This is a genomic window from Streptomyces auratus (assembly GCF_050433025.1).
Lineage (GTDB): Bacteria > Actinomycetota > Actinomycetes > Streptomycetales > Streptomycetaceae > Streptomyces > Streptomyces sioyaensis.
Window position 1 is genome coordinate 1,425,975 of record NZ_JBNGCB010000003.1, and the last position, 23,817, is coordinate 1,449,791.

Here is a 23,817-nt window from a genome sequence, read left to right on the forward strand (position 1 = left end):
GGGTCAGAAGTCTTTGTCGCCGCGATTGTTCCCAAGGAGCCCTCCGTGCCCGAGCTGCCCGAGGTCGAGGTCGTACGCCGCGGACTGGAGCGCTGGGTCAGCGGCCGCACGATCGACGCCGTCGAGGTGCACCATCCACGGTCCATCCGCCGGCACACCGCCGGTGCGGCCGACTTCGCGGCCCGGCTGAAGGGACTGCGGATCGGTGCGGCCCGCCGGCGCGGCAAGTACCTCTGGCTCCCGGTGACCGGCGGTGGCCCGGCCTCCCAGACCGCCGCCGAGGGCATCAGCCCGATGGTCACCCCGTCCGTCACCCACGGGCTGGCGATCCTCGCCCACCTCGGGATGAGCGGTCAGCTGCTGGTCCAGCCGGAGGGCGCCCCCGACGAGAAGCATCTGCGGATCCGCGTGCGCTTCGACGACGCGCTCGGCACCGAACTCCGCTTCGTCGACCAGCGCACCTTCGGCGGCCTCTCGCTGCACGACACCGTCCCCGGCGCCGCCGACCACCTTCCCGATGTGATCGCCCATATCGCCCGGGACCCGCTGGACCCGGCCTTCGACGACGCCGCCTTCCACGACGCGCTGCGCCGCCGCCGGACCACCATCAAGCGGGCGCTGCTCGACCAGACGCTGATCAGCGGCGTCGGCAACATCTATGCCGACGAGGCGCTGTGGCGCAGCAGGCTCCACTACGAGCGGCCGACCGCCACCTTCACCCGTCCGCGCACCGCCGAACTCCTCAGCCACGTCCGGGACGTGATGAACGCCGCGCTCGCCGTCGGCGGCACCAGCTTCGACAGCCTCTACGTCAACGTCAACGGTGAATCCGGCTACTTCGAGCGCTCGCTGGACGCCTACGGCCGGGAGGACGAACCCTGCCGCCGCTGCGGCACGCCCATCCGCCGCCGTCCCTGGATGAACCGCTCCAGCTACTTCTGCCCCCGCTGCCAGCGGCCGCCCCGCGGCTGAGCGCAGAGCCCTCGCCGCCGGCGGTTCATTCCGCGGGGTGCCGGGCGTCGTAGCGTTCCCGGGCCTGGAGCACCTGCGGCATCCGGTCCTCCACCAGGTCGATCAGCAGCCGTAGTTGACGGGCGACCTGGTCCCCCAGGGGGGTCAGCGCGTAGTCCACCCGGGGCGGATTGCACTGCTGTGCCTCGCGGTGCACCAGTCCGTCCCGCTCCAGTGCGTGCAGGGACTGGGCCAGCATCTTCTCGCTGACCCCGTCGACCCGGCGCCGCAGCTCGTTGAAGCGGAAGGTCCCGTCGAGCAGCGCGCCCAGCGTCAGGCTGCCCCACCGGTCGGTGACGTGCTTGAGCGCATCACGGGACGGGCAGTCGCGCGCGAACACGTCATAGGCCAGGTCGTCCGTACAGCCGGGGGCGGCCTCCCCGGCCGTTCCGGCACTGCTCTCGATCGCCATACCGACACCTTACTCCTGTGCAGCGCCAACTGTTGGGTTGCGCTTTCTAAAAGTTAGTGCTTCTCTTTCTCTCGTCGCCGCCCAACGCTCCCGGGCAACGACCGCCCATGGATGCCGTGATCTTGAAGGAGAACCATCGTGACCACCCCTGCCCTGCCCGCACCCGTCGTCTCCGTCGCGTACCACTCCGGCTTCGGCCACACCGCCGTACTGGCCGAGGCCGTCGGTGCCGCGGCCACCGCGGCGGGCGCCGGCGTCCACCTGATCAAGGTCGACGAGATCACCGAAGCGCAGTGGGAGCAGCTCGACGCCTCCGACGCGATCATCTTCGGTTCGCCGACCTACATGGGGACGGCCTCGGGCGCCTTCCACACCTTCGCCGAGGCGACCTCCCAGCGCTGGGCGACCCGCGCCTGGCAGGACAAGCTCGCCGCGGGCTTCACCAACTCCGCCTCCAAGAGCGGCGACAAGCTGCACACCCTGCAGTTCTTCACGGTGCTCGCCGCCCAGCACGGGATGAGCTGGGTCGGCCTCGACCTGCTGCCCGGCTGGAACTCCTCCACCGGCTCCGAGAACGACCTCAACCGCCTGGGCTTCTTCCTGGGAGCCGGCGCCCAGTCGCCCAACGACCAGGGCGCCGAGGGGGTCCACAAGGCCGACATCGCCACCGCCGAGCACCTCGGCCGCCGCATCGCCGAGCAGGCACGGATCTACGCGGCGGGCCGGGCCGCCCTCGCCGCCTGACAGCCGGCACCAAACCGGCGCCCGCCGGGACACGCCGACGCCCGCACCGCCCCGTGATCCGTCACGGGGCGGTGCGGGCGTCTCGCGCGAGAGTCCGTCGTCCGGCTGCTGGTCCTAGAACCCGAAGTCCTGCGTCCACCACGGGCCGCCCGGCCCGAAGTGGGCGCCGACGCCCAGGGTCTTGTACTCGCAGTTGAGGATGTTGGCCCGATGGCCGGGGCTGCTCATCCAGGAGTCCATGACGGACTGGGCGTTGGCCTGGCCACGGGCGATGTTCTCGCCGCCCAGATCGGCGATGCCCGCGGCGCGGGCACGGTCCCAGGGGGTGTCGCCGTCCGGGTCGGTGTGGCCGAAGAAACCGCGCCCGGCCATGTCGTCACTGAACTGCTGTGCCAGCTGGGCCAGTTCCCCGTCCGCCGTCACGGGCGAGCAGCCGGCCCGGCCGCGCTCCTGATTGACCAGTGACAGGACCTGCGCCTCGGCGGACGACCGGGCATCGGGCGTTGTCGACGGGGCCGCGGAGCGTTCGGGTGTGGCGGCGGACGGCCGGCCGGCGGGCCGGGAGGGCCGGTGCGAAGCGGTCTTCCCGGTGGGGGAGGTGGACGGCTGGTGTGGCGCGGGGGACGTCGAAGGGGTGGTGGGGGAGGAGGGGCGGCCGGTGGCGGGGGTCGTGGGGCGGGAGCCGCCGCGGCTCGCCTCGTTCGTGGCCCGGTCGCTCGGACTCGCGGAGCTGCCGCCCAGCGGCGCGGTCGCCTCCGGCAGTGCGTCGGCCCGGACCCGGTCGCCCGGATCGCCGCCGGTGCCCCCGTCGAACTGGCCGTGGCCGGGGATCAGTCCGGAGGCGGCCGCCACGGCTCCCATCGCCACCGCGGCGGAGGCGCCGAGCAGTCCGGCGCGGACGGGCGCCGCGCCGCGGCCGCGCGCCGCGCGATGTCCACCGCGGCGTCGCGCGGCGGCCGGTGTACCGGTCCGCACAGCCGTCGGTGCGTCACCATGCGCCGCACCGGGGGCTTCAGGGACCGGGGGAGCAGAGCGTCGATGGCGGCCCATCCGCGTTCTTCCTTCCCCCGGTGCAAGCACCGGCTCCACTGGAGCGGCTACTGCCGCACAGCCTTCCTTGCGTCAAGCTGACGCACCCAAAAGAGTGAGCCTCGTTGTCGGGGGACTGTACGCGATGCCGAACGGGACGGAAGTGACCGCTGAGCAATTGGCCGGTTAGCGTGCACACATGAACGAAGCTGTCCGTGTGACCGCGTGGGTACGTGGTCAGGTCCAGGGTGTCGGATTCCGCTGGTTCACCCGGGCCAACGCCCTTCGCATCGGGGAACTTGCCGGGTTTGCGGTCAATCTCGGCGACGGCCGCGTCCAGGTGGTCGCCGAGGGACCGAAGGATCACTGCGATGCGTTGCTGGAGTGGCTCCGCACCGGAGACACGCCCGGGCGGGTCGACGGAGTCACTGAGATATGGGACACGCCCCGCGGGGGTTATGACGGCTTCGAGATCCGCTGACCGGGCTCGCCGAAACCGGCTGTACGACCGTCAGAGGCGATCTCCGGGATGCGTCTTTGTCAGCTGCTTACGGGAGATAAGGCCTGGTGGTTGCCAACTCGGCCGACCCGTGCAAGGCTGCCGCTGTACGGATGATCTCTACGCCCCCGCGGGACCTTTCTGGGGAGTCGGCGCAGCGCCCTCGCGGCCGCGCACTCTCAGGTGCCCGAGGATACGGGGCGTGATCGTGTTGACCGTCAAACCGTTTGGTGAGACTCTGGAATCCCCGCGCACCTTAGCTGTTTGGCATTGAGTACACCAGGAATGACAAGCACCGCGGGTGCGAATCCCTCACGACCCAACCGCTTCGGTCGGTCACTCATTGTGGAGGACCATCCATCATGGCAAAGGCGCTTCTCGGTTACGTCGGCGGCTCCGACCCCCGAGTCCTCTCCGAGATGCGACGGCTTCAGCAGCGCGTCCAAGACCTTGAATCCGAACTGATTCGGATGCAGGCCGAAAACGACATGCTGTCCGCTGCCGCACGTCGCGACGACTCGATGCTCGACATCGACGTACCCCAGGCGGAGCCCGCGCTCACCTGACCCCGCCCCCAGGGCCGGCAGGGCTGCTCGCCAGCCGCTTGAGGCACCGCTCTCTTCAAGATCTGCAAGGGACGCTTCGGCGTCCCTTCGTCGTTTCCCGATACTTCGTTCGACGGCCATTTCGTGCGAACCCGCGGTCCATTCGGCCGTGCCCGCCCCTTCCTTACCGCATGATGTGCCCTGCGCTTTCCGCAATGAAACCGAAAATGAACGGCGCGGTATACGGGGGGTCGTACGGGGCCGGTGACCGGTCCCGGAATGTTGCGGTCGTCCGTTCGGGAGCGGCCGGTAGAGTCCAACGGCGTGCACCTCAAGAGTCTGACCCTGCGAGGCTTCAAGTCCTTCGCCTCCGCCACGACGCTCCGGTTCGAACCGGGCATCACCTGCGTCGTGGGCCCCAACGGATCCGGCAAGTCCAATGTCGTGGACGCGCTGTCCTGGGTCATGGGCGAGCAGGGCGCCAAGTCGCTGCGCGGCGGGAAGATGGAGGACGTCATCTTCGCCGGGACGACCGGGCGGCCGCCGCTCGGCCGCGCCGAGGTCGCGCTCACGATCGACAACTCCGACGGTGCACTGCCGATCGACTACGCCGAAGTCACCCTCACCCGGATCATGTTCCGCAATGGCGGCAGCGAGTACCAGATCAATGGGGACACCTGCCGACTGCTCGATATCCAGGAATTGCTCTCCGATTCCGGAATCGGCCGGGAGATGCATGTCATCGTCGGGCAGGGGCAGCTGGACTCCGTCCTGCACGCCGATCCGATGGGGCGCCGGGCATTCATCGAGGAGGCGGCCGGCGTCCTGAAGCACCGTAAGCGCAAGGAGAAGGCGCTGCGGAAGCTGGAGGCGATGAAGGCCAACCTCGCCCGGGTGCAGGATCTGACCGACGAGCTGCGGCGCCAGCTCAAGCCGCTGGGGCGGCAGGCCGCGGTCGCCCGGCGCGCCGCCGTCATCCAGGCGGACCTGCGCGACGCCCGGCTGCGGCTGCTCGCCGACGATCTCGTCACCCTGCGCCGGGCGCTGCGCGCCGAGATCGCGGACGAGGCGGCGCTGAAGGAACGCAAACAGGCCGCCGAGGCCCGGCTGCGCACCGCCCAGCAGCAGGAGGCGGCGCTGGAGGAAGAGGTACGGACGCTCACCCCGCGGCTGCAGCGCGCGCAGCGGACCTGGTACGAGCTGTCCCAGCTCGCGGAGCGGGTGCGCGGCACGATCTCGCTGGCCGAGGCGCGGGTGAAGAGCGCCTCGGCGCCCCCGCCGGACGAGCGGCAGGGGCGCGATCCGGAGGACATGGAGCGCGAGGCGGCCCGGATCCGCGAGCAGGAGGCGGAGTTGACGGCCGCGCTGGAGGCGGCGAGCCGGGCCCTGGAGGACACCGTCGAACACCGTGCCGGGCTGGAGCGGCAGTTGGCGGACGAGGAGCGGCGGCTGCGGGACGCAGCCCGGGCCATCGCCGACCGCCGGGAGGGCCTGGCCCGGCTGAGCGGACAGGTCACCGCCGCCCGCGGCCGGGCCGCCTCGGCACAGGCGGAGATCGGCCGGCTCGTCGAGGCCAGGGACGCCGCCCGGCACCGGGCGAGTGCCGCCCAGGAGGAGTACGAGCAGCTCAAGGCCGAGGTCGACGAGCTGGACGAGGACGACGACGCGCTCGGGGAGCGGCATGCGGCGGCCCGCCGGGAGCTGACGGAGGCGGAGGCCGCGCTGACCGCCGCGCGTGAGGCGCTGACCGCGGCCGAGCGCAGCCGGGCCGCGACCGCCGCCCGGCATGACGCGCTGGCGCTGGGGCTGCGCCGCAAGGACGGCAGCGGCGCGCTGCTGGCCGCCGCGGACCGCCTCAGCGGTCTGCTCGGGCCGGCGGCGGAACTGCTGACCGTCACCCCCGGCTTCGAGATCCCGGTGGCCGCCGCCCTCGGTGCGGCCGCGGACGCTCTCGCCGTCACCGGCCCGGACACCGCGGCCGAGGCCATCCGGCTGCTGCGCGCCCAGGACGCGGGGCGGGCGGCGATGCTGGTCGGGGGAAGCGGGAGCCGGAGCGGGACCGGGCGGGTGCCCGGGCCGGCGCGGGCCGTGGAGGCGTGGGAGGCCGTGGACGTCGCTGCGACCGCGGAGGCTGAGGGGGCCGCAGGGGTCACCGGGGCTCCGGGCGGGGCCGTGCCGGCCGGGCCCGAGGGGGCGGCCGGGGCACCGGCGGCCCGTGGGCAGGTCGTGCACCGGGTCCCTGGACCCCGCTCGGCGCCCGTACCGGCGGACGAAGTGGTGACGGGTCCCGCGCAGTTGTCGGCCGCCGTGGCCCGCCTGCTGCGGGACGTCGTGGTGGTCGGGACGCTGGCGGACGCCGAGGAGCTGGTGGCCGCGCGGCCGGAGCTGACGGCCGTGACCGGCGAGGGCGATCTGCTCGGGGCGCATTTCGCGCAGGGCGGCTCCGCCGGCGCGCCGAGCCTGCTGGAGGTACAGGCGTCCGTCGACGAGGCGGCGGCCGAGCTGGAGGAGCTGGCCGGGCGCTGCGAGGAGCTGGCAGAGGCGCAGCGGGTCGCGGCGGAGCACCGTACGGAGTGTGCCGCGCTGGTCGAGGAGCTGGACGAGCGGCGGCGGGCGGCGGACCGGGAGAAGTCGAAGATCGCCGGGGACCTGGGCCGGCTCGGCGGGCAGGCCCGGGCGGCCGCGGGGGAGGCCGAGCGGTCCGGTGCGGCGGCCGCCCGGGCCGAGGAGGCGCTGGCGCGGGCCACCGAGGAGGCCGAGGAGCTTGCCGAGCGGCTCGCGGTGGCCCAGGAGGACCCGGGCGCCGGGGACGAGGAGCCCGATACGTCCGTACGGGACCGGCTGGCCGCGGACGGCGCCAATGCGCGGCAGACCGAGATGGAGGCCCGGCTCCAGGCGCGGACGCACGAGGAGCGGGTCAAGGCGCTCGCCGGGCGGGCGGATTCCCTGGACCGCGGGGCGCGGGCGGAGCGCGAGGCACGGGCGCGGGCCGAGCGGCGGCGGGCCCGGCTGCGGCACGAGGCGGAGGTGGCCGGTGCGGTCGCCTCCGGTGCCCGGCAGCTGCTGGCGCATGTCGAGGTGTCGGCCGTACGGGCCGAGGAGGAGCGCGCCGCCGCCGAGCGGGCCAAGGCCGAGCGGGAGGCGGCGCTGGTGGCCGCGCGCAACCAGGGGCGCGAGCTGAAGTCCGAGCTGGACAAGCTGACCGACTCGATGCACCGCGGGGAGGTGCTCGGCGCGGAGAAGCGGCTGCGGATCGAGCAGCTGGAGACCAGGGCGCTGGAGGAGCTGGGGGTGGAGCCGGCCGGGCTGATGTCCGAGTACGGCCCCGAGCAGCTCGTTCCCCCGTCGCCGCCCGCCGACGGCGAGGTGCTCCCGGACGACCCGGAGCACCCGCGCAACCAGCCGGTCCCCTATGTACGGGCCGAGCAGGAGAAGCGGCTCAAGGCGGCCGAGCGGGCGTATCAGCAGCTCGGGAAGGTGAACCCGCTGGCGCTGGAGGAATTCGCGGCGCTGGAGGAGCGGCACCAGTTCCTCAGCGAGCAGCTGGAAGACCTGAAGAAGACCCGGGCCGACCTGATGCAGGTGATCAAGGAGGTCGACGAGCGGGTGGAGCAGGTCTTCACCGAGGCGTACCACGACACCGCCCGCGAGTTCGAGGGCGTCTTCTCGCGGCTCTTCCCGGGCGGCGAGGGGCGGCTGGTGCTGACCGACCCGGGCGACATGCTCGCGACGGGGGTGGACGTGGAGGCGCGTCCGCCGGGCAAGAAGGTCAAGCGGCTCTCGCTGCTCTCGGGTGGGGAGCGGTCACTCACCGCGGTGGCGCTGCTGGTGTCGATCTTCAAGGCGCGGCCCAGCCCGTTCTACGTGATGGACGAGGTGGAGGCCGCGCTCGACGACACCAATCTGCAGCGGCTGATCCGGATCATGGAGGAGCTCCAGGAGAGCTCACAGCTGATTGTGATCACCCATCAGAAGCGGACAATGGAGGTCGCCGACGCCCTCTACGGGGTGTCCATGCAGGGCGATGGAGTCTCCAAGGTCATCAGCCAGCGACTGCGGTGATCGCGTGGAGTGTCCGACGACCCATCAGTTCATAACTTGAATGAATGACCACCTGGACGGTGGCGAAACAAATTCATCACGGCCTATTGACTTCGAAACTTGAAGGCATAGTCTCTGCAACGTTGCTTTTACCTTCAAGTGGTGGGTTGCCCCAACCATCAGCGCCACTGAAGGGCCAGCCCCCGACGCCCGGCAGCGCAGCCGGGCAACTGGAGTTCACGTTGACCAGCACCGCGCAGCCGACGGTCCCGGAAGGCCGTAAGGCCCACCCCGAGCATCTCGGCCATGTCATCTTCATAACCGCGGCTGCCGCGATGGGCGGCTTCCTCTTCGGCTATGACAGCTCCGTCATCAACGGTGCCGTCGAGGCGATCCGCAGCCGTTACGACGTAGGGTCCGCCGTCCTCGCCCAGGTCATCGCCGTTGCGCTGATCGGCTGCGCCGTCGGTGCCGCCACCGCCGGCCGGGTCGCGGACCGCATCGGCCGCATCCGGGTGATGCAGATCGCCGCCGTGCTGTTCACGGTCAGCGCCGTCGGGTCCGCTTTGCCGTTCGCCCTGTGGGACCTCGCCTTCTGGCGGATCATCGGCGGCTTCGCGATCGGTATGGCCTCGGTCATCGGCCCGGCCTACATCGCCGAGGTCTCGCCGTCCGCCTACCGCGGCCGTCTCGGCTCGTTCCAGCAGGCCGCGATCGTCGTCGGCATCGCCGTCTCCCAGCTCGTCAACTGGGGCATCCTCAACCTCGCCGACGGCCAGCAGCGCGGCAAGATCGCCGGCCTGGAGGCCTGGCAGTGGATGCTCGGCGTGATGGTCGTCCCGGCCGTGCTCTACGGTCTGCTGTCCTTCGTGATCCCCGAGTCGCCGCGCTACCTGATCTCCATCGGCAAGGTCCCCCGCGCCAAGGAGGTGCTCGCCGAGGTCGAGGGCCACACGGTGAACCTCGACACCCGGGTCACCGAGATCCAGGAGGCGATGCGCCGCGAGCACAAGTCCTCGTTCAAGGACCTGCTCGGCAGCAAGATGGGCTTCCTGCCGATCGTCTGGGTCGGTATCGGTCTGTCGGTCTTCCAGCAGCTGGTCGGCATCAACGTCGCGTTCTACTACTCCTCGGCGCTGTGGCAGTCCGTCGGCATCGACCCGAGCGCCTCGTTCTTCTACAGCTTCACCACGTCGATCATCAACATCATCGGCACCGTGATCGCGATGATCTTCGTCGACAAGATCGGCCGCCGTCCGCTGGCGCTGATCGGCTCGGTGGGTATGGCCCTGGCGCTCGGCCTGGAGGCCTGGGCGTTCTCCGCCAAGACCGCGGCCGGCACCCTGCCGACCGCCGAAGGCACCGTGGCCCTGATCGCCGCCCACGGCTTCGTGCTCTTCTTCGCGCTCTCCTGGGGCGTGGTGGTCTGGGTCTTCCTCGGCGAGATGTTCCCGAACAAGATCCGTGCCGCCGCGCTGGGCGTCGCCGCCTCCGCGCAGTGGATCGCCAACTGGGCCATCACGGCCAGCTTCCCGAGCCTGTCGGACTGGAACCTCTCGGGTACGTACGTCATCTACATGATCTTCGCTCTGCTCTCGATCCCCTTCGTGCTGAGGTACGTCAAGGAGACCAAGGGCAAGGCGTTGGAGGAGATGGGCTAACCCCCCGCCAGCTCTTCTCCTCAGTACTGGGTACTGCCTCGGGTCATCAGGGACCCCGGGCAGTACCCGTTTTTTGTGGCCTCTTCCGTATACGACCCGGCGGCGCGGCCGCTCCCATGGGGCGGGCCGTACGGCGTCCCCTCCCGTACGGCGGACACGGCAGCCCGCCCGGGTGCGGCCGGTGCCGGGCAGGCCGCCCCGGCCGTCAGTCCTGGCCGCCGTCCTTGAGACAGGGCAGCACCCGCTCGGCGAACAGATGCAGCGAGCGCCAGCCCTCGTCGACCGGCATCCCGCCGCACAGCGGATGCAGGATCAGCGAGCCCTCGCCGCCCGCCTGCCGGGCGAGGCGCAGGCACTCCTCGGGGGTGACGATGCGGTAGACGCCCTCCTGGCGCAGCGCGGTGACGTCCTGGGCGGACGAACGCACCGCGGAGCGGATGCCGGCGGACTGCCAGGAGGCGTACGTCAGGGCTTCGTGCAGCAGATGACCGCCGTACTCGGCCCAGGTGCGGTCCGGGTCCTCGGAGACATGGAGCAGCGAGGTCCGCTCGGGCGGCTGCCATACCCAGCCTTCGGTGCCGAAGGCCGCCCGCCGCTCGTGGTAGTAGGCCGCCAGCTCGGGGAGGCGGGCGCTGGGGAAGAACGGGAGCCCCAGGCGGGCGGCGCGCCGGGCCGCGGCCCGTGAGCTGCCGCCGATCAGCAGCAGCGGATGCGGCCGGGTGTACGGGCGCGGGGTGACCTGGACCGTACGGCCCCGGTAGGTGAACGGTTCGCCGGTCCAGGCGGACAGCAGGGCCGTCAGCACCTCGTCCTGGAGGGCGCCGCGGCGCCGCCAGTCCTTGCCGTGGGCCGCGTACTCCTCGGGCCGGTAGCCGAGGCCGGCGACGGTGGTCAGCCGACCGCCGCTGAGCAGGTCGAGCGAGGCGATGTCCTCGGCCAGCCGCAGCGGGTCGTGCAGCGGGGTGATCAGGGCGGAGACGGTGACGCCGATGCGGCGGGTGGCGCCGAAGACGGCGCCCGCGAAGGTGAGCGGGGAGGGGATCCAGCCGTTGGCCGTGGCGTGGTGCTCCTCGGTCTGGACCATGGTGAAGCCGCGGTCGTCGGCGAACGCGGCCATCTCGACGGCCGCCCGGTAGCGGGCGGACAGCGTGGCGGGTGTGGGCGCGGGGTCGACGAGGTTGCAGCGCAGGACCGTGACGGGCAGGGCGGACATGGCAGAACGTCCCCTTCGCCGGTGGTGGGCGAAGGGGACGTTAGCTGACGATGCGTCAGATAGCTAGCCGGGGGATCCGGCCGACCGGGAAAGGGCGGCCTCAGCCCACCTCGACCGGCTTGCGGTCCGGCGCCGACGACTCGCCCGCGGCCGCCGGGACGGTCTCCCGGGGCGCCGGCAGCACGGCGAAGACCACCGCGGCGATCGCGATCGTGGCCGCCCAGCCCAGGCCGTTCTCACCGATCCAGGTGGTGGCCAGCGGGCCGGTGAACCACTGGACCTTGGTGAAGGACAGCCCCGCGACGAGGGCCACGGCCCAGGCGGTCATGGCCTGCCAGCAGAAGCCGCCGGTGTACCAGTAGCGGCTGGTGGGGCCGGTGTTCATCAGGCTGTCGGCGTCATAGCGCACCGCCAGCTTGCGCCGCCGGGCCATGTCGATGCCGTAGACGCCGATCCAGGCGGAGAAGGAGACCGCCAGCAGCGTCAGGAAGGCGATGAACTGGCCGATGAAGTCCTTGGCCACCAGCATCATGAACAGGCCGCCGACCAGGCTGATGACGGCATTGATGCTGACCGCGAGGGCGCGCGGCAGCTTGACGCCCATGGTCTGGGCGGTGAAGCCCGCGGAGTACATCGACAGGCTGTTGATCAGCACCATGCCGACCAGCGCGGTGATCAGGTACGGCACCGCGAGCCAGGACGGCAGGATGTTGCCGAGGAACGACATCGGGTCGGTGTTCTGACCGGCCAGCTTCGGGTTGGAGACGGCCATCACGCCGCCCATCAGCACCATCGGCAGCAGCACCAGCGCGGCTCCGGAGACCGTGGCCGTGACGATCTTCTTGCCGGACGCGGAGTGCGGGAGGTAGCGCGCGAAGTCGGGGCCGGTGGGCACCCAGCTGATCCCGCCGGCCGCGATGGTGCCGACGCCCGCGATCACCATCGCGGTCGTGCCGGCCTTCTTGGCGAAGACGGCGTCCCAGTTCATCGTGGCGATCAGATAGACCAGCACCATGATGCTGAACAGGCCGAACAGATACGTCGAGTACTTGTTGCAGACGTTCAGCGCCTTGCGGCCCATGCCGCTCACCAGGTAGGTGACGGCCACGAAGGCGAGCAGGGTGACGACGACCAGGACGTTGTTGCTCTCGATGCCGAAGAGCAGATGCAGCACCGTCAGTACCGCATAGGCACCGGTGACCGCGTTGATCGTCTCCCAGCCGAAGCGGGCGACCCAGAGGATCGCGCCGGGGAAGTAGTTGCCGCGCACGCCGAAAGCGGCACGGGAGAGCATCGCGCCGGGCGCGCCACCCCACTTACCGGAGACCGACAGCACGCCCACCATGCCGAAGGCGACGGCGGCGGCGATCGCGGCCACCAGCAGGACCTGCCAGAAATTCAGCCCGTTGGTGACCACGAGCGCGGCGCCCATGGTGAGCAACAGCACACTGATATTGGCAGCGACCCAGGTGGGGAAGAGCTCGCGGACGCGGCCCTTCCGTTCGTTGTCGGGAACGGGTTCGATGCCGCGGGTCTCGACGGCGCCGTCGATGTCGGGCGGGGAAGCAGACGTGGTGCCCATGGTGCAGGTATCTCCGAGCGGGAATCTGGAGGCACCCCCGGGGGAGGGGGTGCAGGCAGCGGCTGTGGTGCCTGGCCGGCATTTGGCTGCCAGGACTCTACGCGCGTTGCGCGGTCGCCGACCATCGTACTTTGATCCAACTTCCGCCTCTTTGCGCCGTTGGACCCCACGACGACACCGAGTGTCACCCAGCTTCGTCGAAGGGTCCAGCCGGGCCGTCCCGAGCAGGCGGAACGCGGGGGTGCCGGGGCGCCCGTGCACCCCGGGGACCACCGGCCGCCACGGACGACTCCGGAGCACCGGCCCGCAGGGAGACCCACGTCTCGTTCCCCTGGGAACCCCCGCTTCCGGATGCTCCGCGCGACGTCCGACGGCCCGGCTGCACGAGACACATCAGGCCACACCGCACCCGCGGAGGAGGTCCGGGACGGGCCCCGTGCGGATTCGGCGCGTGCAGTCCCCGGGGCCGGGGCGTGGCTGATACTGGAGGGGTTATGGAAACCGTCATCCTTGCTGTAGTCATCGCCGTGGTCGTGCTCGGCGCGATCAGCGGGCTCGTCGTCAGCGGCCGCAAGAAGAAGCAGCTGCCGCCGTCCCCGCCGGCTGCCCCCAAGCCCTCCGTCACCGCGCCCCCCGCCGAACCACATGTCGGCGAGGAGGCCGAGACCCCCCGCGACGAAGAGCGTCGCACCATTGAAGAAGTCACGCTGCCCACCGCCGAGGCCCCCGCGGCCGAGGCACCGGTAGCCGAGCCCGAGGCGCCCGTCGCGCCCGCGGTCGAGGTCCCCGAGCCCACCGCGGGCCGGCTGGTCCGCCTGCGCGCCCGGCTCTCCCGCTCCCAGAACACCCTGGGCAAGGGCCTGCTGACCCTGCTCTCCCGCGAACACCTCGACGAGGAGACCTGGGAGGAGATCGAGGACACCCTGCTGACCGCCGACGTCGGCGTCGCTCCCACCCAGGAGCTGGTCGAGCGGCTGCGTGAGCGGGTCAAGGTCCTCGGCACCCGGACCCCTGAGGGCCTGCGGGCGCTGCTGCGCGAGGAGCTCCTCACCCTCATCGGCACGGACGCCGACCGCTCCGTGCACACCGCCAACGGCATCGGCAACGGCGGCGACGAGATCCCCGGCGTCGTCCTGGTCGTCGGCGTCAACGGCACCGGCAAGACCACCACCACCGGCAAGCTCGCCCGGGTCCTGGTCGCCGACGGCAAGTCCGTGGTCCTCGGCGCCGCCGACACCTTCCGCGCCGCCGCCGCCGACCAGCTGCAGACCTGGGGCGAGCGGGTCGGCGCCCGTACGGTCCGCGGACCCGAGGGCGGCGACCCCGCCTCGATCGCCTTCGACGCGGTGAAGGAAGGCATCGCCGAGTCCGCCGACGTCGTCCTCATCGACACCGCGGGCCGGCTGCACACCAAGACCGGCCTGATGGACGAGCTCGGCAAGGTCAAGCGGGTCGTCGAGAAGCACGGCCCGGTCGGCGAGGTGCTGCTCGTCCTGGACGCCACCACCGGCCAGAACGGCCTGGTCCAGGCCCGGGTGTTCGCCGAGGTCGTGGACATCACCGGCGTGGTGCTCACCAAGCTCGACGGCACCGCCAAGGGCGGCATCATCGTCGCCGTCCAGCGCGAACTGGGCGTGCCGGTGAAGCTGGTCGGCCTGGGCGAGGGGGCGGACGACCTGGCGCCGTTCGAGCCCGAGGCCTTCGTGGACGCCCTGATCGACTGACGCCGCCGCAAGGAGGCCACGCCCCGGCAGCCCCCGGCCCCCGGTACCCGCACACGGCGGGCGCCGGGGGCCGGAGCCGTTCCGCCCGGAGCGCGCCCGGGCAGGTGTGTCCTCGTCGACGGGTGTCCGGCCGGGAGGGGCGGGTGGAGCGCGCCCGCAGATCGCTTGGGCCGTCGCTCAGGCCACCGACCGGTGGCAGACGTACGCCAGGATGCCCACCATCAGCCGCGCCTGCGGCGGCCGGTCCGCGGTGTCCAGGGTCGGCGGGCGCAGCCAGCGCATCGGGCCGTGGCCGCCGAGGTCGGAGGGCGGTGCGGTGAGGTGGTCGCCCGGGCCCAGGGGGCGCAGATCGAGCGCGGCGTCGTCCCAGCCCATCCGGTAGAGCAGGTCGGGGAGTTGCCCGGCCGCACCGGGGGCGACGAAGAACTGCGCGCGGCCGGTCGGGGTCAGCGCGACCGGGCCCAGCGGCAGGCCCATCCGCTCCAGCCGCGCCAGGGCGTTACGGCCCGCGGCCTCCGGCACGTCGAGGACGTCGAACGAGCGGCCCACCGGCAGCAGGATCGCGGCGCCCGGCGTCTCCGCCCAGGCCACGCCGGCCTTCTCCCAGGTGGCCCCGGCCGCCAGCTCCTCACCGAAGGCCAGCGGATGGGCGCCGGGGGAGGGGCAGTCGGCGGCGCCGCACGAGCAGTCCGTACGGCCGCTGCCCGCGCGCACCGCCCGGGCGCCGGGGGCGACGTCCCAGCCCCACAGCCCGGTGTACTCCGCCACCGCCGAGATCTCGGTCGAGCGGGCGCGGCGCCGGGAGCCGGAACGAATCTCTCGGATGCCGCCGATCGTGAAGCCCATACCCCCTCCAACGGGTGGTGCGTGCCAGTGGTTACGAGTCGGTGGGTTGACGTCGTGGCGCCGTTCACGCTCCGTTGACTGTCCGCGGTGCCGGTGGTGTGACGTGGCGTGCCGGGTGGTGCGGAGCGGAGTGTGAGCCCTTGCGTGCTCCGTTCCGCCCGGCCGCGTTCGACCTGTGTCAAGTCAATCGCGAGAGCAGGGTGGGGAGTTCATTCGAAGGGGTGGCGAATGGTGGCGTTTCCCCGATCGCCCTCGCGGCGGGCGTGATCGTAGGATTACTTTCGGTGCACGAGCCCCGCGAGGCACTCCTCGCACGGGTATGCCGATGGCAACGCACGGGTCGAGCCCAGGCCAAAAGGTGTGCCCGGAAACCGTGATCGGGTAGAGGTACCCCCGGCACGCGTCGCAACGGGCGGCAGTCTGCGGGTGGTTCGCCGCGGACATCGGGTAAGCGCACCAAGTCAGCTATTCGGGATGGGGGCTCCAGTGGGCGGCAACGGCGGCACGGGCGGCACCGACGCCGTCAAACAACCCAACGCACAGCTGGGTTCGTGGTTCATGCGCAGCGGCTGGTCCAAGGGCGAGCTGGCGCGCCAGGTCAACCGCCGGGCGCGCCAGATGGGCGCCCACCACATCAGCACCGACACCTCGCGGGTGCGCCGCTGGCTCGACGGCGAGCAGCCGCGGGAACCCATTCCGCGGATCCTGTCCGAGCTGTTCTCCGAACGCTTCGGCTGCGTGGTCGGCATCGAGGAGCTGGGGCTGCGCTCCGCGCACCAGTCCCCGTCCGTCTCCGGGGTGGACCTGCCCTGGGCGGGCGCCCAAACGGTCGGCCTCATCAGCGAGTTCTCGCGCAGCGACCTGATGCTGGCGCGCCGCGGCTTCCTCGGCACCTCGCTCTCCCTCGCCGCCGGCCCCAGCCTCATCGAGCCGATGCAGCGCTGGCTGGTCCCGGTGCCCGCGAGCCAGGGCGGCGCGGAGGAGCCCGACCGTCTGCGCAGGCCCGCACGGCTGTCCAAGCCGGAGCTGGATCTGCTGGAGTCGACGACCGTGATGTTCCGCCAGTGGGACGCGCAGTGCGGCGGCGGGCTGCGGCGCAAGGCCGTGGTCGGTCAGCTGCACGAGGTCACCGACCTCCTCCAGGAGCCGCAGCCGGAGCCGGTGGCCAAGCGGCTGTTCAAGGTCGCCGCCGAGCTCGCCGAGCTCGCCGGCTGGATGAGTTACGACATCGGCCTGCAGCCCACCGCGCAGAAGTACTTCGTGCTGGCGCTGCACGCCTCCAAGGAGGCCGGCGACCGGCCCCTGGGCTCGTACATCCTCTCCAGCATGAGCCGGCAGATGATCCACCTCGGCCGGCCCGACGATGCGCTGGAGCTGATCCACCTCGCCCAGTACGGCAGCCGGGAGACGGCCACCCCGCGCGCCCAGGCGATGTTGTATGCGATGGAGGCCCGCGCCTACGCCGGAATGGGGCAGCCCAGCAAGGTCAAGCGGGCCGTCCGGATGGCCGAGGACACCTTTTCGGACGTCACGCCCGGCGAGCCCGAGCCGGACTGGATCCGCTTCTTCTCCGAGGCCGAGCTGAACGCGGAGAACGCCCACTCCTACCGTGACCTCGCCTATGTCGCCGGCCGCAGCCCCACCTACGCCTCGCTCGCCGAGCCGGTGATGGCGCGCGCGGTGGAGCTGTTCGGCAAGGACCCCGAGCACCAGCGTTCGTATGCGCTCAACCTCATCGGGATGGCCACCGTGCATCTGCTGCAGAAGGAGCCGGAGGCCTGTGCGGCGATGGCACAGCAGGCGATCCCGTTCGCCCGGCAGGTCCGCTCGGAGCGGGTGAACACCCGGCTGCGCAAGACCGTGGACACCGCGGCGCGGGAATTCGGCGAGGTCGCCGAGGTGATCCGGCTCAGCGACGAGCTCGCCCGCCAGCTGCCGGAAACCGCGGAGGCCGGCTGACGGCGCGCCCCAGAAACACCGGCCGTGGCCGCCGCCCCGTACAGCCCGACTCGGCTCCCCCATGCCAGGTCACGAGGGCGGCAGCCGCGGCCGGGTTGTGTTGTGCGCGCCCCCCTTTTGCGCCTAAGCCGGCGCCGCTTTCGCGGAGGTGGTGCGGCGCCGTGGGGGTTGCTCAATTGAGGGTTTCGGTGGGTTGAACGGGTGATTGTGGGGCTGATCCCGCGGTTCACGGGGGCGTAACACGAAAGCGTTCTTCGTCACGGGGGTGAAACACCCGCAAGGTTTGGCCGAAACCGTGCTGCGACAACCTCATCGCGAAGTCGGCCCACCAGAAACACGCCCGCACGGGCCGCATCGACGACGAGGAGACGCCGATGCCCCCAGGCATCCTGACGCTTGCAGCAGACAAGGTGACACTCAGCCCGGCCAACACCGGATTCATGCTGATCTGCTCCGCACTGGTGATGATCATGACCCCCGGTCTCGCCTTCTTCTACGGAGGCATGGTCCGGGTCAAGAGCGTGCTCAACATGCTGATGATGAGCTTCATCAGCCTGGGCATCGTCACGATTCTGTGGGTCCTGTACGGCTTCGGTCTGGCCTTCGGCACCGACAGCGGGGGCTTCATCGGCTGGGACGGCCACTTCGCCGGCCTCAGCGGGATCGGCCTGACCCAGCTGTGGGGCGCCAGCACCATCCCGATCTATGTCTTCGCCGTCTTCCAGCTGATGTTCGCGGTCATCACGCCCGCGCTGATCAGCGGTGCGCTCGCCGACCGGGTGAAGTTCACCGCCTGGGCGGTGTTCATCGCCCTGTGGGTCACCGTCGTCTACTTCCCGGTCGCCCACTGGGTGTGGGCCGAGGGCGGCTGGCTCTTCGACCTGGGCGTCATCGACTTCGCCGGCGGCACGGCCGTCCACATCAACGCCGGTGCCGCGGCGCTCGGCGTGATCCTCGTCGTCGGCAAGCGCATCGGCTTCAAGAAGGACCCGATGCGGCCGCACAGCCTGCCGCTGGTCATGCTCGGCGCCGGACTGCTGTGGTTCGGCTGGTTCGGCTTCAACGCCGGTTCCTGGCTCGGCAACGACGACGGCGTCGGCGCGGTCGCCTTCGTCAACACCCAGGTCGCCACCGCCGCCGCGATGCTCGGCTGGCTGGCCTACGAAAAGCTCCGGCACGGCTCGTTCACCACGCTCGGCGCGGCCTCCGGCGCGGTCGCCGGACTCGTCGCGATCACCCCGGCCTGCGGCGCGGTCAGCCCGCTGGGCGCCATCGCGGTCGGTGTGATCGCCGGTGTGCTGTGTGCCATGGCGGTCAATCTGAAGTACAAGCTCGGCTACGACGACTCGCTGGACGTCATCGGTGTCCACCTCGTCGGCGGTGTCGTCGGCTCGCTGCTGATCGGCTTCTTCGCCACCGGCGGGGTACAGAGCAAGGCCAAGGGCCTGTTCTACGGCGGCGGCTTCGAACAGCTCGGCAAGCAGACCGTCGGTGTGGTCTGTGTGCTGCTCTACTCGCTGGTCGTCTCGTACGTCCTTGCCAAGGTCATCGACCTGGTGATGGGCTTCCGGGTCGGTGAGGACGAGGAGGTCGCCGGCATCGACCAGGCCTCGCACGCGGAGACCGCGTACGACTTCACCGGCGCGGGCGGTGGCACGGTCGGCCGACTCGGCGAGGCCCTGACAAAGAAGGTGAACGCGTGAAGCTCATCACGGCAGTAATCAAGCCGCACCGGCTGGACGAGGTGAAGGACGCCCTGCAGGCCTTCGGTGTGCACGGACTGACGATCACCGAGGCCAGCGGATATGGCAGGCAGCGCGGGCACACCGAGGTGTACCGCGGTGCCGAGTACACCGTCGACCTGGTACCGAAGATCCGCATCGAGGTGCTGGTCGAGGACGCCGACGCCGAGGAACTGGTCGACGTCATCGTCAAGGCGGCCCGCACCGGCAAGATCGGTGACGGAAAGGTGTGGAGCATCCCCGTCGACGACGCGGTACGGGTGCGGACCGGCGAGCGGGGCCCGGACGCGCTGTGACGGCCCGCGGCCTCGGCCCTCCGGAAGGCAGCGGATGCCTTTCAGCGGGCCGAGGCCGGCGGGCAGCGGTGGCCGCACGCACCGCAGCGGCAGAGACTGAGTGAGCGCGCGGGGGACAGTCGGCCGGTACGGAAACGGCCGCACGGGGGCGACTACGGGGACGACGGGGACGACACGAGCGAGGAGCGCGCGTTGACGGAGAGCGTCGAGGAAACGGCGGGACCGGCCGGAACGCAGGGCCCGGGCAGCGAGCCCGCGCCCGCCCCGGAAGGCGGCTACCCCGCGGCCCGGCTGCGGCTCCTCCAGGACGAGACGGCCGCCGGACCGGACCGCCGCGCCGCCCTCGCCCGGCTGACCGACGACTGGCTGGCCGGCCTGCTGACCCGGCACGCCACCGCCGCCGGCCTCTCCGGCACCGCCCTGGTCGCCGTCGGCGGCTACGGCCGCGGCGAACTCTCCCCGCGCAGCGACCTCGATCTGCTCCTGCTGCACGACGGCCGCGCCGACCCCGGCGCCCTGGCCGCACTCGCCGACCACCTCTGGTACCCCGTCTGGGACCTCGGCCTCGACCTCGACCACTCCGTACGCACCCCCGCCGAGGCCCGCAAAGCGGCCCGCGAGGACCTGAAGGTGCAGCTGGGCCTGCTCGACGCCCGCCACCTGGCCGGCGACCCGGAACTGACCGCCGCGCTGCGCAGCACCGCGTACGCCGACTGGCGCGAGAGCGCCCCCAAGCGGCTGCCGGAACTCCACGACCTGTGCCAGGAGCGCGCAGAGCGGCAAGGGGAACTGCAATTCCTCCTCGAACCCGACCTCAAGGAGGCCAGGGGCGGGCTGCGGGACGCCACCGCGCTCCGGGCGGTCGCCGCCTCCTGGCTCGCCGACGCCCCGCGCGGCGGCCTCGAAGCCGCCCGCACCCGGCTGCTCGACACCCGTGACGCACTCCATCTGACCACTGGCCGCGCCACCGACCGGCTCTCCCTCCAGGAGCACCCTCAGGTTGCCGAGGCCCTGGGCATGCTGGACGCGGACGCCCTGCTGCGGCAGACCTACGAATCCGCCCGCACCATCTCCTACGCGGCCGATGTCACCTGGCGCGAGGTCGGCCGGGTGCTGCGCGCCCGCGCCGTCAAGCCCGTCCTGCGCGGGCTGCTGCCCGGCCGCGGCGCGGGCAAGGGGGAGCGCTCACCGCTCGCCGAGGGCGTCGTCGAACTCGACGGGGAGGCGGTGCTGGCCCGCACCGCACGGCCCGAGCGCGACCCGGTGCTGGTGCTGCGCGCCGCGGCCGCCGCCGCCCAGGCCGGGCTGCCGCTGGCCACCCACTCGATCCGCCGGTGCGTCGAGGCGGCTGCCACCCGTCCGCTGCCCGTGCCGTGGCCCGCAGAGGCCCGGGAAGAGCTGGTCACCCTCCTGGGCGCCGGCACCTACACCGTGCCCGTATGGGAGGCGCTGGAGGCCGAGGGCCTCGTCACCCGGCTGCTGCCCGACTGGGAACGCGTCCGCTGCCGCCCCCAGCGCAACCCCGTCCACACCTGGACCGTGGACCGCCATCTGATCGAGACCGCCGTCCGCGCGTCCGCGCTGACCCGCCGGGTGCACCGCCCCGACCTGCTGCTGGTCGCCGCCCTGCTGCACGACATCGGCAAGGGCTGGCCCGGCGACCACTCGGTGGCCGGCGAGACCATCGCCCACGATGTGGCGGCCCGGCTCGGCTTCGGCGCCCGCGACATCGCCGTGATCGCCACCCTCGTACGCCACCACCTGCTGCTCATCGAGACCGCCACTCGGCGCGATCTGGACGACCCGGCGACCGTCGGCGCGGTCGCGGAGGCCGTCGGTTCCGCCGGCACCCTGGAGCTGCTGCACGCCCTCACCGAGGCCGACGCCCTGGCCACCGGGCCCGCCGCCTGGAGCGCCTGGCGCGGCGGACTCGTGGCCGACCTGGTCAAACGGGTCGCCGCGCGGCTCGCCGGGGAGCCCGAGGAGGAGGTGCGCCCGGCGGACGAACCGACCGCGGAGCAGCAGCGGCTGGCCGCCGAGGCCCGGCGCACGAAGGGCCCCGTCCTGGCGCTGCACGCCCGCGCCGAAACCCCCACCGCGCCCGAGGACGGCTCCGGGGCCGACGAGAGCGCCCGGCCGCCGGTCGGCGTGGAGCTGCTCATCGCCGTCCCGGAGCAGTCGGGAGTGCTGCCCGCGGCGGCCGGCGTGCTGGCCCTGCACCGGCTCACCGTCCGCGCCGCCGATCTGCTCGTCCTCGACCCCGGGGGCGCGAGCCCGGTCCTGCTGCTCAGCTGGCGGGTGGCCGCCGAGTACGGCTCGCTGCCGGACGCCGACCGGCTGCGCGTCGACCTGGTCCGCGCCCTGGACGGCTCCCTCGACATCCCTGCCCGCCTCGCCGAGCGCGAACGCGCCTACGCCCGCCGCGCCCGTGCCGTCCTGGCCCCGCCGCCTCGGGTCAGCGCCGTCACCGGCAGTTCCCGTACCGCGACCGTCATCGAGGTCCGCGCCCAGGACGCCCACGGTCTGCTGCACCGCATCGGCCGCGCCCTGGAGACGGCCGGTGTCGCGGTCCGCAGCGCCCACATCAGCACCCTGGGGGCGAACGCGGTGGATGCGTTCTATGTCACCGATCCGGACGGGGAGCCGCTCGCCGATGCGGCGGCCCATGAGCTGGCGGCGGCCGTGGAGAGCGCCCTCGGGTAGCCGTACGGCTACGTCCCGCGGCACGGACCGGGAAACAGGGCAGGAACGCTTCCCTTGCGCAGCCCGATACCCTAGAAGCCGACTGCACCCCGCCCCCGACCCCGAGGATCGACGAACGCCGTGTTCGATACGCTTTCCGACCGCTTGGCGAGTACTTTCAAAAACCTCCGGGGCAAGGGCCGCCTGAGCGAGGCGGACATCGACGCCACGGCGCGCGAGATCCGTATCGCGCTGCTCGAAGCGGACGTCGCCCTCCCCGTCGTCCGGGCCTTCATCAAGCAGGTCAAGGAGCGGGCCACCGGTTCCGAGGTCTCCCAGGCGCTGAACCCCGCCCAGCAGGTCATCAAGATCGTCAACGAGGAGCTCGTCGGCATCCTCGGCGGCGAGACCCGGCGGCTGCGGTTCGCCAAGAACCCGCCGACCGTGATCATGCTGGCGGGTCTGCAGGGTGCCGGTAAGACGACGCTCGCCGGAAAGCTCGGCCGCTGGCTCAAGGGGCAGGGCCACGCCCCGCTGCTGGTCGCCTGTGACCTCCAGCGCCCCAACGCCGTCAACCAGCTCCATGTCGTCTCGGAGCGTGCGGAGGTCGCCTTCTACGGCCCCCAGCCGGGCAACGGCGTCGGCGACCCGGTCCAGGTGGCCAAGGACTCCATCGAGTACGCGCGGACCAAGCAGCACGACGTCGTCATCGTCGACACCGCCGGCCGCCTGGGCATCGACCAGGAGCTGATGCAGCAGGCCGCGGACATCCGCGACGCGGTCAGCCCCGACGAGATCCTCTTCATCGTCGACGCGATGATCGGTCAGGACGCGGTCAACACCGCCGAGGCCTTCCGCGACGGCGTCGGCTTCGACGGCGTGGTGCTCTCCAAGCTCGACGGCGACGCCCGTGGTGGTGCGGCGCTGTCCATCGCCCACGTCACCGGCAAGCAGATCATGTTCGCCTCCAACGGCGAGAAGCTGGACGACTTCGACGCGTTCCACCCGGACCGCATGGCGTCCCGCATCCTCGGCATGGGCGACATGCTCAGCCTGATCGAGAAGGCCGAGCAGACCTTCAGCCAGGCCGAGGCCGAGAAGATGGCGGCCAAGCTGGCGAAGGGCCCCAAGGAGTTCACCCTCGACGACTTCCTGGCCCAGATGGAGCAGGTCCGCAAGATGGGCTCCATCTCCAAGCTGCTCGGCATGCTGCCCGGCATGGGGCAGATGAAGGACCAGATCGACAACCTCGACGAGCGCGAGGTCGACCGCACCGCCGCCATCATCAAGTCGATGACCCCGGCCGAGCGCCACGAGCCGACGCTCATCAACGGTTCGCGCCGGGCCCGTATCGCCAAGGGTTCCGGTGTCGACGTCAGCCAGGTCAAGAGCCTGGTCGAGCGGTTCTTCGAGGCCCGCAAGATGATGTCGAAGATGGCTCAGGGCGGCGGCATGCCCGGCATGCCGGGCATGCCTGGCATGGGGGGCGGCGCCCGCAAGAAGAAGCAGGTCAAGCAGGCCAAGGGTAAGCGCAAGAGCGGCAACCCGATGAAGCGCAAGGCCGAGGAGCAGGCCGCGGCCGCGCGCCGCGAGGCCGCCCAGTCCGGCAACCCGCTGGGCCTGCCGCAGGGCGGCCAGGACCCGCAGAACTTCGAACTCCCCGACGAGTTCAAGAAGTTCATGGGCTGATCCGCTCAGCTCCGCTTCCGCGAGCCCCCGGCCGGCAGTGTGCGGCCGGGGGCTCGCGCGGTGCCGGGGCGGGGGAACTCCGCGGCCGCGCGCTCATCGCGGGGGACCGGCCGGCTGCGCGCGACCGTCCGCCGGGCGCCCG

17 protein-coding genes are annotated in these 23,817 nt (G+C 71.7%); 12 read left to right on the top strand and 5 right to left on the bottom strand.

All coding sequences use genetic code 11. From position 1 onward, the window contains the following. Positions 1–45: 45 nt before the first annotated feature. Positions 46–972 (top strand): bifunctional DNA-formamidopyrimidine glycosylase/DNA-(apurinic or apyrimidinic site) lyase, encoded by a 927-nt coding sequence (gene mutM / locus BKA18_RS25990; protein WP_366047410.1) that lies wholly within the window; start codon positions 46–48, stop codon positions 970–972. Between the two features lie 25 nt (positions 973–997). On the opposite strand, the gene BKA18_RS25995 is transcribed toward mutM, so the two are convergent. Then, a complete protein-coding gene (locus BKA18_RS25995) occupies positions 998–1,423 on the bottom strand; it encodes a winged helix-turn-helix transcriptional regulator (RefSeq protein ID WP_366047409.1) in 426 nt (141 codons plus the stop codon). Between the two features lie 153 nt (positions 1,424–1,576). On the opposite strand from BKA18_RS25995, the gene BKA18_RS26000 reads away from it, so the two are divergent. After that, positions 1,577–2,167, top strand: a complete 591-nt coding sequence (locus BKA18_RS26000) for a flavodoxin family protein (protein WP_366047424.1) — start codon at positions 1,577–1,579, stop codon at positions 2,165–2,167. A gap of 114 nt (positions 2,168–2,281) precedes the next feature. On the opposite strand, the gene BKA18_RS26005 is transcribed toward BKA18_RS26000, so the two are convergent. Next, complete coding sequence (locus BKA18_RS26005; RefSeq protein WP_429638641.1) at positions 2,282–3,217, bottom strand: CAP domain-containing protein; 936 nt, start codon at positions 3,215–3,217, stop codon at positions 2,282–2,284. A gap of 178 nt (positions 3,218–3,395) precedes the next feature. On the opposite strand from BKA18_RS26005, the gene BKA18_RS26010 reads away from it, so the two are divergent. The 4 genes from BKA18_RS26010 to BKA18_RS26025 all read left to right on the top strand — a co-directional run bounded on the left by BKA18_RS26010 (position 3,396) and on the right by BKA18_RS26025 (position 9,942). Next, a complete protein-coding gene (locus tag BKA18_RS26010) occupies positions 3,396–3,677 on the top strand; it encodes an acylphosphatase (protein WP_006602858.1) in 282 nt (93 codons plus the stop codon). A 380-nt stretch (positions 3,678–4,057) separates the two neighbouring features. After that, positions 4,058–4,261, top strand: a complete 204-nt coding sequence (locus BKA18_RS26015) for a hypothetical protein (protein ID WP_006602857.1) — start codon at positions 4,058–4,060, stop codon at positions 4,259–4,261. 303 nt (positions 4,262–4,564) lie between these two features. Continuing rightward, the gene (locus BKA18_RS26020; protein WP_366047407.1) at positions 4,565–8,302 is read left to right on the top strand and encodes an AAA family ATPase; all 3,738 of its coding nucleotides are present in this window, start codon (positions 4,565–4,567) and stop codon (positions 8,300–8,302) included. 221 nt (positions 8,303–8,523) lie between these two features. After that, positions 8,524–9,942, top strand: a complete 1,419-nt coding sequence (locus BKA18_RS26025; protein WP_366047406.1) for a sugar porter family MFS transporter — start codon at positions 8,524–8,526, stop codon at positions 9,940–9,942. Positions 9,943–10,147: 205 nt separating this feature from the next. Here BKA18_RS26025 and BKA18_RS26030 read toward each other — a convergent pair whose 3' ends face one another. Both BKA18_RS26030 and BKA18_RS26035 read right to left on the bottom strand, forming a co-directional pair. Beyond that, positions 10,148–11,155 carry an LLM class flavin-dependent oxidoreductase gene (locus BKA18_RS26030; RefSeq protein ID WP_366047405.1) on the bottom strand — a complete coding sequence of 336 codons (1,008 nt, stop codon included), beginning with the start codon at positions 11,153–11,155 and terminating at the stop codon, positions 10,148–10,150. A gap of 100 nt (positions 11,156–11,255) precedes the next feature. Then, complete coding sequence (locus tag BKA18_RS26035; RefSeq protein ID WP_366047404.1) at positions 11,256–12,737, bottom strand: purine-cytosine permease family protein; 1,482 nt, start codon at positions 12,735–12,737, stop codon at positions 11,256–11,258. Positions 12,738–13,231: 494 nt separating this feature from the next. On the opposite strand from BKA18_RS26035, the gene ftsY reads away from it, so the two are divergent. Beyond that, complete coding sequence (ftsY, locus tag BKA18_RS26040; protein WP_366047403.1) at positions 13,232–14,461, top strand: signal recognition particle-docking protein FtsY; 1,230 nt, start codon at positions 13,232–13,234, stop codon at positions 14,459–14,461. A 177-nt stretch (positions 14,462–14,638) separates the two neighbouring features. On the opposite strand, the gene BKA18_RS26045 is transcribed toward ftsY, so the two are convergent. After that, on the bottom strand, positions 14,639–15,307 hold the full coding sequence (locus tag BKA18_RS26045; RefSeq protein ID WP_366047402.1) for a bifunctional DNA primase/polymerase: 669 nt from the start codon (positions 15,305–15,307) through the stop codon (positions 14,639–14,641). A 474-nt stretch (positions 15,308–15,781) separates the two neighbouring features. On the opposite strand from BKA18_RS26045, the gene nsdA reads away from it, so the two are divergent. From nsdA to ffh, 5 genes are all read left to right on the top strand, one after another. Then, positions 15,782–17,266 (top strand): transcriptional repressor NsdA, encoded by a 1,485-nt coding sequence (nsdA, locus tag BKA18_RS26050; RefSeq protein WP_366047401.1) that lies wholly within the window; start codon positions 15,782–15,784, stop codon positions 17,264–17,266. Positions 17,267–17,640: 374 nt separating this feature from the next. Beyond that, positions 17,641–18,969, top strand: a complete 1,329-nt coding sequence (locus BKA18_RS26055; RefSeq protein WP_366047400.1) for an ammonium transporter — start codon at positions 17,641–17,643, stop codon at positions 18,967–18,969. Further along, on the top strand, positions 18,966–19,304 hold the full coding sequence (locus BKA18_RS26060) for a P-II family nitrogen regulator (protein ID WP_006602848.1): 339 nt from the start codon (positions 18,966–18,968) through the stop codon (positions 19,302–19,304). Before BKA18_RS26055 ends, BKA18_RS26060 begins: the two co-directional genes overlap by 4 nt. 192 nt (positions 19,305–19,496) lie before the next feature. Continuing rightward, entirely contained in the window at positions 19,497–22,007 is a 2,511-nt protein-coding gene (locus tag BKA18_RS26065; protein ID WP_366047399.1) for a [protein-PII] uridylyltransferase, read from the top strand. Between the two features lie 120 nt (positions 22,008–22,127). Then, positions 22,128–23,675 carry a signal recognition particle protein gene (ffh, locus tag BKA18_RS26070; protein WP_366047398.1) on the top strand — a complete coding sequence of 516 codons (1,548 nt, stop codon included), beginning with the start codon at positions 22,128–22,130 and terminating at the stop codon, positions 23,673–23,675. The last annotated feature ends 142 nt before the right edge of the window (positions 23,676–23,817 follow it).

Excerpts from the sequence above, each read along its gene's own strand:
- BKA18_RS26055 (WP_366047400.1), top strand. The coding sequence starts at position 17,641 with ATGCCCCCAGGCATCCTGACGCTTGCAGCAGACAAGGTGACACTCAGC.
- BKA18_RS26035 (WP_366047404.1), bottom strand. The coding sequence starts at position 12,737 with ATGGGCACCACGTCTGCTTCCCCGCCCGACATCGACGGCGCCGTCGAG.
- nsdA (WP_366047401.1), top strand. The coding sequence starts at position 15,782 with ATGGGGGCTCCAGTGGGCGGCAACGGCGGCACGGGCGGCACCGACGCC.
- BKA18_RS26045 (WP_366047402.1), bottom strand. The coding sequence starts at position 15,307 with ATGGGCTTCACGATCGGCGGCATCCGAGAGATTCGTTCCGGCTCCCGG.
- BKA18_RS26005 (WP_429638641.1), bottom strand. The coding sequence starts at position 3,217 with ATGGGCCGCCATCGACGCTCTGCTCCCCCGGTCCCTGAAGCCCCCGGT.
- BKA18_RS26015 (WP_006602857.1), top strand. The coding sequence starts at position 4,058 with ATGGCAAAGGCGCTTCTCGGTTACGTCGGCGGCTCCGACCCCCGAGTC.
- BKA18_RS26030 (WP_366047405.1), bottom strand. The coding sequence starts at position 11,155 with ATGTCCGCCCTGCCCGTCACGGTCCTGCGCTGCAACCTCGTCGACCCC.
- BKA18_RS26010 (WP_006602858.1), top strand. The coding sequence starts at position 3,396 with ATGAACGAAGCTGTCCGTGTGACCGCGTGGGTACGTGGTCAGGTCCAG.
- ftsY (WP_366047403.1), top strand. The coding sequence starts at position 13,232 with ATGGAAACCGTCATCCTTGCTGTAGTCATCGCCGTGGTCGTGCTCGGC.
- BKA18_RS25995 (WP_366047409.1), bottom strand. The coding sequence starts at position 1,423 with ATGGCGATCGAGAGCAGTGCCGGAACGGCCGGGGAGGCCGCCCCCGGC.